This window comes from Campylobacter sp. RM12642 (assembly GCF_020137635.1).
In the GTDB taxonomy this organism is placed as follows: domain Bacteria; phylum Campylobacterota; class Campylobacteria; order Campylobacterales; family Campylobacteraceae; genus Campylobacter_E.
The window spans coordinates 13,097-28,130 of record NZ_JACGAT010000022.1 but is presented as its reverse complement, the minus strand read 5'-3'; the positions used below and the strand labels follow the sequence as shown (position 1 = coordinate 28,130).

The 15,034-nt window shown below is 28.2% G+C and carries 17 protein-coding genes; 13 read left to right on the top strand and 4 right to left on the bottom strand.

What is annotated here, in order from left to right; all coding sequences use genetic code 11:
- Nucleotides 1–246 precede the first annotated feature (246 nt).
- The 3 genes from AVBRAN12642_RS07770 to AVBRAN12642_RS07760 are packed head-to-tail and all read left to right on the top strand — an operon-like array spanning nt 247 to nt 1,656.
- Nucleotides 247–1,047 carry a ferritin-like domain-containing protein gene (locus AVBRAN12642_RS07770; RefSeq protein ID WP_336608176.1) on the top strand — a complete coding sequence of 267 codons (801 nt, stop codon included), beginning with the start codon at nt 247–249 and terminating at the stop codon, nt 1,045–1,047.
- A 1-nt stretch (nt 1,048) separates the two neighbouring features.
- The gene (locus AVBRAN12642_RS07765) at nt 1,049–1,288 is read left to right on the top strand and encodes a hypothetical protein (protein WP_336608175.1); all 240 of its coding nucleotides are present in this window, start codon (nt 1,049–1,051) and stop codon (nt 1,286–1,288) included.
- The gene (locus AVBRAN12642_RS07760; RefSeq protein WP_214142722.1) at nt 1,288–1,656 is read left to right on the top strand and encodes a hypothetical protein; all 369 of its coding nucleotides are present in this window, start codon (nt 1,288–1,290) and stop codon (nt 1,654–1,656) included. Before AVBRAN12642_RS07765 ends, AVBRAN12642_RS07760 begins: the two co-directional genes overlap by 1 nt.
- Nucleotides 1,657–1,673: 17 nt before the next feature.
- On the opposite strand, the gene AVBRAN12642_RS07755 is transcribed toward AVBRAN12642_RS07760, so the two are convergent.
- Genes AVBRAN12642_RS07755 through AVBRAN12642_RS07745 form a run of 3 tightly spaced genes read right to left on the bottom strand, consistent with a single transcriptional unit; the run spans nt 1,674 to nt 3,668 of the window.
- The gene (locus AVBRAN12642_RS07755) at nt 1,674–1,964 is read right to left on the bottom strand and encodes a hypothetical protein (protein WP_214117817.1); all 291 of its coding nucleotides are present in this window, start codon (nt 1,962–1,964) and stop codon (nt 1,674–1,676) included.
- A 1-nt stretch (nt 1,965) separates the two neighbouring features.
- Complete coding sequence (locus AVBRAN12642_RS07750; protein WP_214117816.1) at nt 1,966–2,886, bottom strand: SAM-dependent methyltransferase; 921 nt, start codon at nt 2,884–2,886, stop codon at nt 1,966–1,968.
- Nucleotides 2,883–3,668 (bottom strand): M23 family metallopeptidase, encoded by a 786-nt coding sequence (locus AVBRAN12642_RS07745; protein WP_336608174.1) that lies wholly within the window; start codon nt 3,666–3,668, stop codon nt 2,883–2,885. The genes AVBRAN12642_RS07750 and AVBRAN12642_RS07745 overlap by 4 nt, the downstream gene beginning before the upstream one ends.
- 150 nt (nt 3,669–3,818) lie before the next feature.
- On the opposite strand from AVBRAN12642_RS07745, the gene AVBRAN12642_RS07740 reads away from it, so the two are divergent.
- From AVBRAN12642_RS07740 to AVBRAN12642_RS07710, 7 genes are all read left to right on the top strand, one after another.
- Nucleotides 3,819–4,121, top strand: coding sequence for an HMA2 domain-containing protein (locus AVBRAN12642_RS07740; protein ID WP_214117814.1), 303 nt, complete (start codon nt 3,819–3,821; stop codon nt 4,119–4,121).
- On the top strand, nt 4,114–4,554 hold the full coding sequence (locus AVBRAN12642_RS07735) for a hypothetical protein (RefSeq protein WP_214117813.1): 441 nt from the start codon (nt 4,114–4,116) through the stop codon (nt 4,552–4,554). Before AVBRAN12642_RS07740 ends, AVBRAN12642_RS07735 begins: the two co-directional genes overlap by 8 nt.
- A gap of 12 nt (nt 4,555–4,566) precedes the next feature.
- Nucleotides 4,567–4,785: a hypothetical protein gene (locus AVBRAN12642_RS07730; protein WP_214117812.1), complete on the top strand. Its 219-nt coding sequence runs from the start codon at nt 4,567–4,569 to the stop codon at nt 4,783–4,785.
- A gap of 5 nt (nt 4,786–4,790) precedes the next feature.
- Nucleotides 4,791–5,375 carry a YtxH domain-containing protein gene (locus AVBRAN12642_RS07725; RefSeq protein ID WP_214119511.1) on the top strand — a complete coding sequence of 195 codons (585 nt, stop codon included), beginning with the start codon at nt 4,791–4,793 and terminating at the stop codon, nt 5,373–5,375.
- On the top strand, nt 5,350–7,425 hold the full coding sequence (locus AVBRAN12642_RS07720) for a heavy metal translocating P-type ATPase (protein WP_214117810.1): 2,076 nt from the start codon (nt 5,350–5,352) through the stop codon (nt 7,423–7,425). Before AVBRAN12642_RS07725 ends, AVBRAN12642_RS07720 begins: the two co-directional genes overlap by 26 nt.
- A 128-nt stretch (nt 7,426–7,553) precedes the next feature.
- Complete coding sequence (locus AVBRAN12642_RS07715) at nt 7,554–8,927, top strand: anaerobic C4-dicarboxylate transporter (protein ID WP_336606759.1); 1,374 nt, start codon at nt 7,554–7,556, stop codon at nt 8,925–8,927.
- A gap of 64 nt (nt 8,928–8,991) precedes the next feature.
- Entirely contained in the window at nt 8,992–10,374 is a 1,383-nt protein-coding gene (locus AVBRAN12642_RS07710; RefSeq protein WP_336606758.1) for a sodium-dependent transporter, read from the top strand.
- A gap of 40 nt (nt 10,375–10,414) precedes the next feature.
- On the opposite strand, the gene AVBRAN12642_RS07705 is transcribed toward AVBRAN12642_RS07710, so the two are convergent.
- On the bottom strand, nt 10,415–10,771 hold the full coding sequence (locus tag AVBRAN12642_RS07705; protein ID WP_214150187.1) for a hypothetical protein: 357 nt from the start codon (nt 10,769–10,771) through the stop codon (nt 10,415–10,417).
- Between the two features lie 187 nt (nt 10,772–10,958).
- Between AVBRAN12642_RS07705 and AVBRAN12642_RS07700 the strand changes: the two genes are divergently transcribed.
- From AVBRAN12642_RS07700 to AVBRAN12642_RS07690, 3 genes are read left to right on the top strand one after another with little or no spacing between them, the layout of a single operon-like run.
- Nucleotides 10,959–13,040, top strand: coding sequence for an FTR1 family iron permease (locus AVBRAN12642_RS07700; RefSeq protein WP_336606757.1), 2,082 nt, complete (start codon nt 10,959–10,961; stop codon nt 13,038–13,040).
- Nucleotides 13,037–13,573, top strand: a complete 537-nt coding sequence (locus AVBRAN12642_RS07695; RefSeq protein ID WP_214117805.1) for an iron transporter — start codon at nt 13,037–13,039, stop codon at nt 13,571–13,573. The genes AVBRAN12642_RS07700 and AVBRAN12642_RS07695 overlap by 4 nt, the downstream gene beginning before the upstream one ends.
- Nucleotides 13,574–13,632: 59 nt before the next feature.
- Entirely contained in the window at nt 13,633–15,030 is a 1,398-nt protein-coding gene (locus AVBRAN12642_RS07690; protein ID WP_336606756.1) for a Fe-S-containing protein, read from the top strand.
- Nucleotides 15,031–15,034: the final 4 nt, after the last annotated feature.

Here is a 15,034-nt window from a genome sequence, read left to right as displayed (position 1 = left end):
TGTGAAATTAAAATCTATTAGATATATTAAAAATTCCATCGCAAAATCTAGCTAAATTAGACTTAGTTAAAATATTGATAAATCAAAATATTTATTAATTTCGTAAAATAAAATCAAGATTTATAGACAATAAAAGAATTTAAATAGTATTTATTTAAATTCTTTTTAATAATCTTTGGTAAAACTATGTTTTTATCAAAGATTTTATAAAATAAAAAATCTCATTTATAAGCTTTAAGGACTAATATGAAAGATTATTCGCATACTTTATTTGATGTTTTAAGCGAGAGTGATTATGCTAAAAAATTAGCTAAATTTGATGATTTTTATGATGATTTTTTAAGCAATAACCTAGCTTATAATGAATACGAGCCTTTAGTTTTAGAAGAGCCAAGTTATGCAAAAAGCCTTGAGATTATTCACCCAACAAGGATTAAAAGACCAAAAGAACTAAGTTCTGATAATGCTTTAGCAAAGACCTTGCACCAAATAGCTCATATTGAATATTCAGCAATTGACCTTGCATTAGATGCTGCTTATAGATTTTATCATACCGGCGGGCTTTTGTTTGCGAGTGATTTTTTAGAAATAGCTAAAGAAGAATGCTTACACTTTAGTCTATTAAACGACGCTTTAAATGAGCTAGGATATAAATACGGAGATTTTGGGGTGCATACTAATTTATTTGATGCTATGAGAGCTACTAATTCTAGTTTTAAGGTTAGAATGGGGGTTGTACATAGGCATTTAGAAGCTTGTGGGCTTGATGCTAATCCTTTTGTGGTTAAAAAAATAAGCAGCACAAAACACCAAATAAAATCAAAATTATTAGAAGTTTTAAAAATCATCTTGCACGATGAAATAAACCATGTAAATAAAGGCGATAGATGGTATAAAAACGCAGGTGGGACAAATGAGAATTTTTGTGATTTACTCTTAGAATACAAACACCTAATAAGACCTATTAAAAATATGAATGAAAACGCTAGAATTATGGCTGGATATACCCAAGATGAATTAGATGAAATAAAAAAGAATTTTAATTAATATGCTAGATAAAATATCAAATCAAATATCAATTTTAAAAGACTTAGAACTAATTTATAATAATAATAAAATTAATTTTGCAAAAGGCTTTGAATTCGCCTTAGATTACGATGAATTATTAGCAAAATTAAATGATTATAATTTAGAAGAATTAGAGCAAATCTCAATTAATTTAGAATATTTGCAAAAAAATTATATAAATGAAATATTGTTTTTAGAAAATGCACTTAAGGATAAATAATGTTAATTTATGGATTAGATTATATAAAAAATCAATTTACAGCTTTAGAATTTGAATTAGGACTTAGTGTAAATAATGTAAGTTGTGTAAAATTTAGCGAAGAAATATTAGCAAAGCCAAATATTAAAAGAGCTATATTTTGCGATACTTTAAGTGAAGTTTTGCAATCAAATGCAGCACTTTGTGAATACATTATCCCAAATGCTAAAATCTTAAAAGACAGCGTATTTTTAGCAGAAAAATATTTATTTGATAGTAAGATTTTATCTTTTATAAAAGATACTAGCGATATTGAAAAAGCTGCTTTAATAGGCGTTGATGCGGTGCTTTTTTGCGATTTTAAAGACTGCAAGGATTATTATATTTAATCTAGGAATTTCCTAGATTAATTAGCAAAAATTCTAATCCCGACATCAATTACTACAAGTATTATTAATATACTTAATAAAGTAATTAATGCTGCGTTAGACTTGGGTTTTATCTCGCTTTTAGCTTTTTCAATTTTCTTTAATTTATCATTTAATTGATATTCAAATTTATTTTGCTCTTCGCTTAATTTTTTAATTTGTTCTTTTAACTCTTGATTTCTAGTTTTAAGCAAACTTGAAAGCTCGTTTTCTAATTCGTTGATAGTATTTGCATCAACTTTTATTAATTCTTTACTTGTTTTATCCATTTTAATCTCCTTTAATGTTTTTATTAAATTCTAAACAATGAAAATTATCGCTAAAGCCAAAAAATAGATATTTAATGGCATTTGCGTATTTAATATCGCTAAATTCATCTACTCCAAATTCCATCAAAGCCCTTGATTGTTTTTTAAAGCTATGTTTTAGATTAAGTTTATCAAAATAAAAGCACAATTCATCATAATTTACATTCCAAGTAATATCACAATTTGCAAATAATTCTTCTAAATTAGCGTTAAATGGGTCAATTAATTGATGGTTTTTAAATATTCTTAAACTAAACTCATCATTTAAATATGTAGAAAAATAATCAAATGTTAAAAAATAAAATTCCTTACACTTCTTATCTAAAGCACTTAAAAAATCATATATCATAGGAGAAAATTCCAAGCGTTTTTCAAGTTTATCTTGTAAATATTCATAACTATTTTTATGCTCTTTAAAGATTATTTTGCCATTTTCAACGAAGCCAAATTTATGATTATCATAAAGCTCACAAGCAAAAGCGTCAAATAATTCATTTGCGATAAAAAAGGCATTATCACTACTAAAATCATCAAAATAATAATGTTTAAATTCCACATTCAAATTCTTTTTTTGTAAAGCCCTTAGATTGTCGTGTGGCTCTATGATTTTTACATTAATTTGCTTATAAATTTCAGGGCGTTTATCTTTTAAATATGTTAAAAAATCTTTTAATAAATACCCTTCATTTGCACCGATTTCTACTATATCAATAGGTAGTTTTAAAATCTTTTCATCAACTAAAAAAATAAATCTTTTAGCACACAAAAAGCCAAAAAGCTCTCCAACGCTAACAGCTGTATAAAAATCCCCATCTTTACCAACTTTTACACCTTTTTTATAATACTCTTTACTCCAAGTATCAAAATATTTACTAAAAATCAATTAAAAGCCTTTGCGTTGAATTTATTTACAAAATCAAGTGGGTCAACACTAACGCCTTTTATAGCAATTCCAAAATGAAGATGAGGCCCACTAACCCTGCCAGTATCTCCACTAAGTCCTATAATATCTGATTGTTTTACAAAATCACCCACTTTTACATTAATCTTGTTTAAATGATAATATTGCGAATAAATTCCGTATCCATGGTCAATCACAACGCTACCACCTGAATAATATCTATCTTTTGCAATAACTACTACTCCATCATTACTAGCTGGAATGCTAACTCCAATTGCTGCTCTAAAATCAGTGCCTGAATGATAACTCTTAAGAGTGTTTTCAAACACCCTAGCACTTCCAAAAGGGCTTGTAATAACGCTATCTAAAGGGATTATGAAAGGCTTATTAATATATGCTTTTTCGGTGCTTTTTGCATAGATTTTCACTGCTTCATCGTATTCTTTAGCAATTCTTTCTTGAAGCTTTTTGTTTGGCTTAATAATTGATGGCTTTGCAAGTTTAATTTGCTCTTTTTTATATTCTCCTTCAAGCACTTTAAGGCTATATTCTTGATTGTCTAAAGTAATATTTAAAGTTTTACCACTAGAACGATAATTTGGGGCTAAAATTAATAAGGTTTTATTATTTATCGGATATTTTGTGTAAGTGATTTCGCTTTTACTAATTATTGGATTTTGAATGCTAATATCAACTTTACCATTTATTAGATTATTTGATAGCAAAAATGTTGTAAAAAATGAGATAAAAAATAATTTTTTCATAAAATTCCTTAGTAATTTAATATAGAAAAGATTAGCAAAATAGCATAAATATTGAGTTTTTGCCACTTTTTGATTATCATTATCTTATATATTTTATTTTATTTTAAGTTTTAGGGACTAAAATCATTTTTGAAAACGAAAGGATTTTTAATGGATAAAGCTAAGGTTTTAAGTGAAGTTTTAGAATACATTACAATCACTCATCACACAAGTGGTAGATTAAGACTTGATATATCTAGCAAGATAAGAGAATTAAAAGACTTAGAAAGCTACAACATTGATGAAGTTTTTAATCTAAAAGGGATTAACGAAGTTAAAGTTAATAAAATCTTAGGCAAGGTTACTATTTTATATGATGATAAAATCATATCAAAACAAAGCCTTGATAATTTAATCAATGCAAAAAACATTGATGAGATTAACCTAGCTTTAAAGGAGCTTAACATTGCTTGAGCTAAGATTTGAAAACCAAGAGTTTTTGCAAGAACTAGAAAACAGCGATATAAGAAGAGCTTTTGAGCTAGATTTAACTAGCATAAAATTATATGAGTATTATGCTAATTGCTTTAATGATGGTATTTTAAAAGATATTTTAAATGCAAAAAAGCAATTAAATCAATTGTTAATTAGCGATAATAATGCTTTATTGGTTGAGTGCAGTTTAAATGATGCTTATTTGCTACTTTTAGCAAAAGAATTTGAAATCGTTCAAGCTTATAAAATAGCGGCTAATGTTTGCAAAGATGAAAAGCTAAAAGACCTTATTTTTAGACTTTGGGCTAGTTCGGTTAATGAGTATCAGGTGGCTTTAAGAAAAAGCCTTGCGACTAATGAATTTAATGTAGATTCTTTAGTTAGTAATTTTTTAAAAGATATTTTAAAATAAAGGAAGATTATCATGCCAATTCCATTCATATTAGGTGCAGCATTAGGTGTAGCTGCAGTAACAATTTATAATAAAAAAGATAGTATTAAAAAAAGTATAAGTGAGTTTAATTCTCAAGATTTTGCAAAAAGTGCAGGAAAAATGACAGAAAATGCAATTTTAAAAATCTCAAAACTTAAACCTTGTTGCAAATGCGAGAAAGAAGTAGCTAAAAAAAGCTCTAAGAAGTAAAAATTATGCTTACATCAAGTAGAGTTCCGAGTGATCATTTATTAAGCTCTAGTCTTAATAATTTTTTTACAACTCAAGATTTAAAAGCAAGTTTAAAAGTAGGAGTTACTAGCTATTTTGCAATTAAAACAAGCAATGATATAGCTAGGAAAGATTATAAAAACGCAATAGTTTCTGGAATTAGTGGAATTTTAATTAATCAATTTTTAGGAGAAAATAAAATGACAAATAATAATAATCCATATTTAAACAATAATCAAAATTATAATGTTAATCAAGGATATAATAATCAAAATTATTCTTATAATCCATATTTAAATAATGTTTCAAACAATAATTTAAATAATACTGCAAACAACAATCAAAATACAGGCTTTTTAAGTTCGCTAACAACTCAAGGAACAGGGCTTTTTGGCTCTCCTTTAGTAAAAGGAATTTTAATTGGTGCTGCGGTTACTTATTTATTAAGTAATAAAGATGCAAAAGATACTTTAGCAAAAGGTGTTGCAAAAATTCAAAGTTTTGCTAGTGCTGCTATTGAAGAATTTAAAGAGCAAGTAGAAGATGCAAAAGCTTCAATGCAAGAATAATTGTAAGGTTATTCATCACTCTAAAAATCGTCTTAGAATTAGGCTAAATACGCTTAATAATCTAAGCGATAATCATTTATTAGTAAGTGAGTTTAATCTTAATTTTTCTGGTGTTTTTGTAAGTGTTAATAATGCTTCAAAAAGCTTAGTTTTTACAAGTTCAAAAGAAATTGATAATAATTTAGCTCAAAAAATATTAGATTTTTTTAGCACTTATGAAATTAAGCAATTAAAAAAAGCAAAAGAAACTCCAAGTAAGGCTATGATTTATTCATCTATTTTAGCTTTAGCAAATAGCTATAAAACAAGCCCTATTTATGATGGTTTTGTTTCTAGTGCAACTGCATTGCCTTTATTAAAAGAAGGAACTTTAGAACTTATTGAAAATGGTTTAACTTCAAAAGTATTAGAAGCAGCAGCAGTAGGAGTTTCTTTATATAGAAAAGATTATAAAGCAGCAAATAGCACTAATTTAATGCTAAATATTGGCGAATATATTGAAGAAAGCGTAGTAGCAAAAAGTGATGATTTGATAAAAGAACTAGCAAAACCACAAATAACTCACGCTTGGGTAGAAGTTAATCAAGAGCTTGTTAAAAAAAGTGCGAAAGATTTGGTAGTAGGGGATATTGTAGTGGTATCTCAAGGAGATAATATAGCAGTTGATGGTTATATTGTTGATGGGATTGCTAGTATTAATCAAGTTTCTATGACAGGAGAAGCCCAAGCAGTTACTAAAAGTCGTGGAGATAGGGTTTTAAGTGGAACCGTGGTAGTTGAAGGTCGTATTAAAATATGGGCTGAAAGCGTTGGAGAAAATACATCAACGGCTAAGATTTTACATTATATGAAAGATTGCTTAGAAGAAAAATCAAAAATAGGGCAAAAAGCTTATAAATTAGCAGATAGTTTAGTGCCTGTTACTTTAGGACTTGCTGGACTTGCATATTTATATAAAGGAAGTGCAGCGATGGCTAGTGTGCTTCAGGCTGATTATTCTTGTGCTTTAAAACTAGCAACTCCTGTGGCATTTAAAAGTGCTATTTCTTATGCAGGAAGAAGACAGATATTGCTTAAAGGTAGCACAGCTTTAGAGAATTTAAGCTCGGTTGATACTTTTGTATTTGATAAAACAGGCACATTAACTTATGGGGACTTAAAAGTTGAAAGCGTTCATGTATTTAGTCCAAAATATGATGAAAAAACCTTACTAAATCTTAGTGCAAGTGCTGAAGAGCATTATTTTCACCCTGTTGCAGAAGCTATAGTAAAGGCTGCTAAAGAGCGTGGATTTTCTCATATTAATCACGGAGAAGTGGAGTTTATAGTAGCACACGGCGTTAAAACTAGCATTGATAATGAAGAAGTAATAATTGGCTCAAGGCACTTTTTAGAAGATGATGAAGGTGTTGATTTTTCTAGGGCTAATGCAAATATTAAAGAGCTTTTAGATAAAGGCTTAACTCTTTTATATGTAGCAAAATCTAAAGAATTATTAGGCGTAATTGCTATGAAAGATGAAATTAGAAGCAATGCTAAAGAAGTCTTAGCAAAGCTTAAGCAAAACGGCGTAAAAGAATTAGTAATGCTAACAGGCGATATTGAAAGTAGGGCTTTAGAAGTTGCAAAAGAACTTGGAATTGATAAGGTTTATGCAGAGCTTTTACCACAAGATAAAGCAAATATTTTAGCTAGTTTAAAAGCTCAAGGCAAAAAAGTAGCCTTTATAGGCGATGGTATAAATGACGCTCCGTCGTTAGTTCAGGCTGATGTTGGAATTTCTATGCAAAAAGGTGCTGATTTAGCAAAAGCTAGTGCTGATATTGGATTACTAAGAGATGATTTTGCTTGTATTTTAGAAGCAAAAGTTATAGCTAATGAAACTATGAAAAAAATTGATAAAAACTTTAGCACAACGGTATGGGTTAATTCATTCATATTAGGTGCTGCAACACTTGGTTTATTAAGCCCAGCAGCTACTGCATTTGCTCATAATGGCACAACTATTGGCTTATTGGCTAATGCTATAAAACATAAGCAATTATTTTAAATTATATTAGGAATTTGATTTTAAATTCCTAATTTTTCTTTTTAATTATTCTTTAAAATTTAAATCTTTTAATTTTTATAAAACATTAAAATAATTATGTGTAAAATTGGCATTTTAAAGGAGTTAAAATGAAAAACAAATATGTTTGGATTGTTGTAGCGATTTGCTTTTTGCTTTTTGCGAATGTTGTTGGATTTTTGGATTTAGCCATAGTTTTAGCGGCTATATTTTTAGGTGTTAGACTTGGTGGAATTGCCATTGGCTATACTGGTGGGATTGGAGTTATTTTATTAGGTATTTTGTGTGGTATAAAACCAGGCGAAATTCCAACTTCGGTAATTTTAATCATTATGTCAGTAATTGCAGCAATTTCGGCTATGCAATTAGCAGGCGGGCTTGATTATTTGGTGCATATTGCTGAAAAAATACTTAGGAAAAATCCTAAAAAAATCAATTATTTAGCTCCTAGTATTACTTATTTTTTAACTATTTTAGCAGGGACAGGGCATACTGCGTTTTCTATGATACCAGTAATTGTTGAGGTTGCAAAAGAGCAAAATATTAAGCCAAAAGCTCCACTTAGCCTTGCAGTTGTATCAAGTCAAATAGCAATTACTGCAAGTCCTGTTAGTGCAGCTGTTGTTTATCTTAGTGGTGTGCTTGAGCCTTTTGGGTATTCTTATTTAACATTATTAAGCATTTGGATAGGTAGCACTTATTTAGCTTGTATGCTTAGTGCGTTTTTGGTAACTAAGTTTTCAAATCTTGATTTAAGTTCTGATGAGTATTATCAAGAATTACTTAAAAAAGGTGAAATAGTAAAAAAACAAAGTACTCAAAAAGAGATTATTAAAGGTGCTAAGACTAGCGTTGTGATTTTTGTTATTGGCGTTTTAGCTGTTGTTTGTTATGCGACTTATATTTCAGGCTTAAAAGCTGATGAGATAATTATTCCAAGAGATAGTGCTATTATGTGTGTAATGCTTAGCATTGCTACTTTTATTGTATTAAGCACTAAAATCAATACTTCAAAAATCATTGAAACAAGTGTATTTAAGAGCGGTATGAATGCTTGTGTTTGTGTTTTAGGTGTTGCGTGGCTAGGAGATACTTATGTAAGCGCTCATAGTAATGAAATAAAAGAATTTGCTAAAGGCTTAGTAGAACAATATCAATTCTTATTAGCTTTTGCCTTTTTCTTTGCTAGTATGCTTTTATATTCTCAAGCAGCAACTGCTAAAGCAATAGTTCCATCAGTAATTGTTGCACTTGCATTAAATGAAAACCCAGAAAACGCAAAAATAATCATCGCTTCTTTTGCAGCAGTTTCAGCACTCTTTGTGTTACCAACTTACCCAACATTACTTGGTGCGGTTGGAATGGATGATACAAAAACTACTAGGATAGGAAAGTATGTATTTAACCATTCTTTCTTTATTCCAGGCGTTTTAATGATTGCTTTAAGCGTTGCTTTAGGATTTTTATTTGTAAAATTTATTTAAAAAAAACTTGAAATTATCATTATTTTTTGTATAAAATGTATCCTTTTTCAAAAAAGGATACATTATGAAACGACTTACTTGGAGTAATAGACTTACATATATTTTAACCGTTGCAGGTGCTACTATTGGATTTGGAGCTACTTGGAGATTTCCTTATATGGTAGGAGAAAATGGTGGTGGTGCTTATGTTTTATTATTTATAATAGCTATGTTTTTAGTCGGTGTTCCTATTATCTTAGTAGAAAATATAATAGGCAGAAGAATGCATAAAAATAGCGTTGATTGTTTTAGTAAAAAATGGCAATTTGTTGGGTATTTAGGGCTATTTGGAAGCTATGCAATTATGGCTTATTATATGGTTTTAGGTGCTTGGGTAATTAGCTATATTGTTAATATTATTATGTCTATGTTTAATTTAGGCGGGCTTGATTTAACTTCAGTAATTACAGCAGAGCAAACTAGCTTACATTATCAAAAAAATATAGAAAATGACCCTTTAATGATAGGAATTTATACATTTATTTTTGTATTTATTAATTGGATTATTTTAAGGCGTGGAGTTATTGATGGAATTGAGCGTTCTGTTAAGTATCTAATGCCGCTTTTGTTTTTATGTCTTATTGCTATGGTTATTAGAAATGTTACTTTAGATGGGGCAATTGAAGGGATTAAGTTTTATTTATATCCTGATTTTAGCAAGATTACACCTAGTATATTTTTATATGTTATAGGACAAGTATTTTTTGCTTTATCGCTTGGATTTGGGGTTATGATTACATTATCAAGTTATCTTGATAAAGGCGAGGATTTATTAAAAACAGCAATTATTACAGGTATTGTAAATACTCTTGTAGCGGTTTTAGCAGGATTTATGATATTTCCTTCTTTATTTTCTTTTGGATTAAGTCCTGATGCTGGTCCATCATTAGTATTTAAAACCTTACCAATAGTGTTTTCTCATATGCATTTTGGGGATTTCTTTGCTATAGTGTTTTTTGTTTTATTATTAACAGCTGCACTTACTACGAGTTTGCCTATTTATCAAGTAATTATTTCTGTATTAGAAGAAAAATTTAAAATCTCAAAAAATACAGCGATTAATTTAGTTTTAGGTGGAATTTTTATATTAGGAAATACTCCTGCTTTATTAAGTTATGGAGTGCTTGATAATGTTTTAATTTATGGAAGAAATATTTTTGATACATTTGATTTTATTAGTGGAAATATTTTATTTGTAATTACAGCTTTACTTTGTGTAATTTATGTTGCTTTTGTTTTAGGTAAAGATGAAGCTTTAAGAGAAATTAGCAATAATTATGAACTTAAAAATCCACTTTATAAAGCTTGGTTTTATTATATAAAATATTTTATTCCTATTGTAATTATTGTAATTTTTATAAGTGGTTTTGAGAATTTAAAATCATATATTTTGGGATTTTTTAATTAAATATTTTACGATTTAGCATTAGCTAAATCGTAAGTATAAATTATTTTTTGTTTTCTACTTTTTCTTTTTTGTTGTGTTTTGATTTTTTAGCTTCTTTACTTTTTTTATTTTTCTTAGCTTCTTTTTTTGCCTTTTTAATTTCTTCTTTTGTTTGTTTTACTTCTTCTTTAACTACTTCTTTTTTTTCTTCTACTTTATCGCTAACTTGTTTTACCACTTCTTCTTTAGCTTTTGCTTCTTCTACTACCTTTTGCTCACTTTTTTCTAATATTTTTTCAGCTTTTGCGCCATTGATACATTCAGCACTTTTGCAATCTAAAACATCAACTGCAGGAATTTCAGCAGCACATAAATTAAGGCCTATAAAGGCAACTAATGACAAACATACTTTTTTCATTTTTATCTCCTTTTAAAAAAGTCGCGAAATTGTAGGAGCGAATTATTAAAAATGGTTAATAAGAATAAATTATTTTTATCAACATTAATTCTAATTGATAATAATGAAAAAAATAATAAGTATCATTTAGATTTTATTTATTTATAACTCATACAATAATGAGTAAAATTATTATAAAGGTTATCTTGTGAAAAAAATATTTTTGCTTATTTTTGCTATTTGTATATCTTTAATAGCTAGAGATGATGTTGATTATTTCAAGGAAAAAGATTTAATTATAGAAAAGCTAAATAAAGGTTTAGAAGCCTATAAAAAAGGTGATGCAAAAACTGCAAGACAACTTGCAAGTGAAGCTTATTTTCAACATTTTGAAAATATGGAAGGTCCTATTGGAAGAAATATTGGTAGAAAAGGCTATTTGATGGAGAGAAAATTTACCAATCTTCGTGGTTATTATGGGCGTGGAGAAAATATAGGCAAAATTGAAGCTTTAATAGATGGTTTGATATTTGATTTAGAAGAAGTAACGCCAGTTATACAAAATGGCTTTAAAATAGTTGCAGTAGCGTCTGATCCAAATTATGATAAAGCAAAAGCTGAAATGAATGCAAGAGAGAATTTGTTGAAAACTTGCATTGAAGGTGAGATGATGTTTGGAGCAGATGAAAATAGTGCAAAAACTAAATGTGAAGAACAAAAAGCAGCAGAATTAGCCCATCTTAGCAAAGAAGCAAGTGGAGAAATCACAAAACCAACTATGCAAAAAGAAGTTTATGATAGTTTAGAAGACCTTCAAGCAGCAGCTGCGATTGATCCAAAATTACAATATGTATATGATTTATTAAGTGAGAAATTTGACGAAGCTATTCAATACAATAAGCAAGGAGAATTTACAAAAGCAGCTGATACAATTGGCGTTGCAAGAGAAGAAATATATATAAATACAAATATTGAAATTCTAATAAATGCAACAAAAAATCTTAATATGAGAAGCAAGTTAAGAAGTTTTGGCAGTGATATTCGCGAAGGAAAAGTAACTGAAAGCGATATGAGAGCTAGAAGTGAAGAGATATTAGATTCTATATTTGATGTAATGACTAAAATAGATGCTAGTAATTTAGATAAATTAAAATTAGTTGGATATGTTGATGAGACTAAGAATGTAGATTATACTCAAGTTGCAACTGATATTAAAATAGCTTTAAATAAAATAGTTCAAGACTATGAAACAATGGGAGAAAAAGCAAGTATTGATGCTCTTCAAAATATATATTTAGATATTTTTGAAGCAAAAGGAATGGAGAGTAAAATTGGTGCTGTTAATTCAAATATAAAGCTTGAAATAGAAGCAAAATTTACTAAAGGAACAGCACTAATTAAAAGTAAGGCTTCTAAAGATGAGTTAATTGCTAATTTTGATGAGTTAAATAAATTAATTGAAAGTCAGTTAGATAAAATCAATGATACAAGTGTTTGGTTTTTATTTATATCATCACTTACTATTATTTTAAGAGAAGGTTTAGAAGCTTTAATAATAGTAGTTGCAATAATTTCATATATTATTCAAAGCGGTAATAAAGACAGATTAAATATAGCTTATTCAGCACTTGGTAGTGGTGTTGTTTTATCATTTATCACTGCTTTTATAGTTTCATATTTTATTAAAAATTCAGGACAAAGTAGAGAGCTAATAGAAGGTGTAACAATGCTAATTGCTGTTGTTTTATTATTTTATGTTGGCTTTTGGCTACTTAGTAATGCAAGAAATAAAAAATATGCAAGTAATTTAAAAGAGCAAGCAAGACTAGCTATTACAAATGGTAGTGCTAAAACATTATGGTGGACCGTGTTTTTAGCAGTATTTAGAGAAGGTGCTGAAACAATATTGTTCTATCAAGCATTATTGATTGATTCTGGTTCTGGTGCTGGACTTAGTGCTGTTTTAGGTGGTTTAGCTCTTGGTATTGTTATATTAGTAGTTTTATATTTCTTACTTAAAGCTGGTGCAATTAGAATTCCTATAAAACAATTTTTCTTAATAACCTCAATTATTATTTTTTATATGTGTTTTGCTTTTACAGGCAAAGGGATTATGGAACTTGTTGAGGGCAAGGTCTTAACTCCACATCTCATACCAATGCAATTTGAAAGCATTACTTGGTTAGGATTATATCCTTATTATGAGAGCTTAATTTTACAGGCAATAATCCTCGTCCTATTAATAGGAGGAGTTGTTTATATGCAAATCAAATCAAAGGAGAAACAATGAAAAAATCATTGCTTAGTTTAGTAGCAGGTGCTTTTTTAGCGTCTTCAGTGTTTGCAGGAGAAGTTGAAATTCCTACAATTGATGGTGCAGAAAGCTATAAATTACACGGAATGGAAATAGCAGCTGTGTATCTTCAACCAATTGAAATGGAGCCAAGAGGTATTGATTTAGCAGCGTCTTTAGCTGATATTCACTTAGAAGCTGACATTCACGCTCTTAAAGAAAATCCAAATGGTTTTCCTGAAGGTTTTTGGATGCCATATCTTACAATTGGCTATAAATTAACTAACCTTGATAATGGTAAAACAAAAGTTGGAAAACTTATGCCAATGGTAGCTGATGATGGTCCTCACTATGGTGCAAATATTAAAATGGATACAGGAATTGGTAATTATGAATTAGAATTTGTAATTGATAATCCTGAAAAACAAGGTTTTGGTCGCCACGTAGATAAAGAAACAGGTGTTGGCGAGTGGTTTGATACATTTAATGTTAAATACAAATTCAAATACACAGGAACACCTGATAAATAAAACTTAAAATATAGAAAGCTTAGGCTTTCTATAAAAAATATACAAAAATAAGGACAATAATGAGTATATATTTTGTGCATATATTTTTAGAGTGCTTTTTAGTTAGTTTTTTTACAGCTTTTTATGCTAAAAATTCATCATTAAAATTAAATATTATTTTTACTTTAGTTGGTTTTATTTTTGGATATATTTTATTTTATATATTCCACTATGAAAAAGTAGATAGAATAGGGGTATTAACAGCTAATATAATTTTATTAGTTACTTTATTTTTTAGCTTAATTAAATTAGTAATTTTTAAAAATAATTCTTTATTTGCTTATATATTAAGCTTTTTTATATCTTTAGCAGCTTCTTTAAAATACTTTTTATTATCAGTTGCTTATCCTATATTTTCATCAAGCTTATTAGATACTCAAGGGATTTTAAATTTTGGCTTTATTTTATTAGCTATTTTTATTTGTATTATTTTTTATATTAATTTTCTTTTTGCTAATTCAAATTCATTTTCAAAATCAAGAATTTGTATTTATGTAATTTTTGCAATTATGTTTTTAAATACTGCTTTTGCTGAGATTATGTATTATCTAATTAGAATTGGAGTTAGTGATAGCTCTATTTTGCTTAGTTATATTACTAAGAGTAGATATTATGCCGAGTTTTATTATTATATTTGCTTGATTTTAGGTATTATTTATGTTGGCACTTGCTTAAAAAATAGACCAAAATATAGAGAAAAAGCTTGTGATTTTGACATAGAATATAGAAAAAATATCGCAAAAACTTTTAGTATAAATTCTCATTTTACTATTCATTTTATATTAAGTATTAGTGCTGCTTTAGTTATGTTATTTTATGATTTAGTAGATTCTAAACCTATTCAAGTTGATGAGCCAAAAATCATTACTCCTAAAAATAAAGATTATTTTGAATTTGATGCTAAAGATATTCAAGATGGTAAATTATATCGCTATGCTTATATTTCTAGCTCTGGTAAGGAAATTAGATTTTTTATAATTAATCGCCACGCAGGTAAGCAAACTCCTGTAGTAGTATTTGATGCTTGTAGTATTTGTGGGGATAATGGCTATGTTATGAAAAATAATGAATTATTATGTGTAGCTTGTAATGTTAGGATATTTTTACCTAGCGTAGGTAAAGAAGGTGGTTGCAATCCAATTCCTTTAAAATTTGAAGTTATTAACGATAAGATAATTGTGAAAGTAAAAGATGTATTAGGTGGGGAAAACTATTTTAGTAAAGTAGTTGAAATGCAAGTTCAAGACCCAGTAAATAAAGAGAAATTTCTAAACACAAAAGCTAAGAAAACCTATATTTATAATGGTATTAGCTATTATTTTAATTCTGATGAAAGTTATCAAGAATTTAAAAAAGACCCATCAAAATTTGTAAGCTCAAGTGATAAAGCTTTATTTTTGATTGAAAGAAGAAGTTAGGAGT

What these genes read in the sequence shown, in the direction of transcription:
- AVBRAN12642_RS07770 (WP_336608176.1), top strand. Translation starts at nt 247, where the DNA reads ATGAAAGATTATTCGCATACTTTATTTGATGTTTTAAGCGAGAGTGAT.
- AVBRAN12642_RS07765 (WP_336608175.1), top strand. Translation starts at nt 1,049, where the DNA reads ATGCTAGATAAAATATCAAATCAAATATCAATTTTAAAAGACTTAGAA.
- AVBRAN12642_RS07760 (WP_214142722.1), top strand. Translation starts at nt 1,288, where the DNA reads ATGTTAATTTATGGATTAGATTATATAAAAAATCAATTTACAGCTTTA.
- AVBRAN12642_RS07755 (WP_214117817.1), bottom strand. Translation starts at nt 1,964, where the DNA reads ATGGATAAAACAAGTAAAGAATTAATAAAAGTTGATGCAAATACTATC.
- AVBRAN12642_RS07745 (WP_336608174.1), bottom strand. Translation starts at nt 3,668, where the DNA reads ATGAAAAAATTATTTTTTATCTCATTTTTTACAACATTTTTGCTATCA.
- AVBRAN12642_RS07740 (WP_214117814.1), top strand. Translation starts at nt 3,819, where the DNA reads ATGGATAAAGCTAAGGTTTTAAGTGAAGTTTTAGAATACATTACAATC.
- AVBRAN12642_RS07730 (WP_214117812.1), top strand. Translation starts at nt 4,567, where the DNA reads ATGCCAATTCCATTCATATTAGGTGCAGCATTAGGTGTAGCTGCAGTA.
- AVBRAN12642_RS07725 (WP_214119511.1), top strand. Translation starts at nt 4,791, where the DNA reads ATGCTTACATCAAGTAGAGTTCCGAGTGATCATTTATTAAGCTCTAGT.
- AVBRAN12642_RS07720 (WP_214117810.1), top strand. Translation starts at nt 5,350, where the DNA reads ATGCAAAAGCTTCAATGCAAGAATAATTGTAAGGTTATTCATCACTCT.
- AVBRAN12642_RS07715 (WP_336606759.1), top strand. Translation starts at nt 7,554, where the DNA reads ATGAAAAACAAATATGTTTGGATTGTTGTAGCGATTTGCTTTTTGCTT.
- AVBRAN12642_RS07710 (WP_336606758.1), top strand. Translation starts at nt 8,992, where the DNA reads ATGAAACGACTTACTTGGAGTAATAGACTTACATATATTTTAACCGTT.
- AVBRAN12642_RS07705 (WP_214150187.1), bottom strand. Translation starts at nt 10,771, where the DNA reads ATGAAAAAAGTATGTTTGTCATTAGTTGCCTTTATAGGCCTTAATTTA.
- AVBRAN12642_RS07695 (WP_214117805.1), top strand. Translation starts at nt 13,037, where the DNA reads ATGAAAAAATCATTGCTTAGTTTAGTAGCAGGTGCTTTTTTAGCGTCT.
- AVBRAN12642_RS07690 (WP_336606756.1), top strand. Translation starts at nt 13,633, where the DNA reads ATGAGTATATATTTTGTGCATATATTTTTAGAGTGCTTTTTAGTTAGT.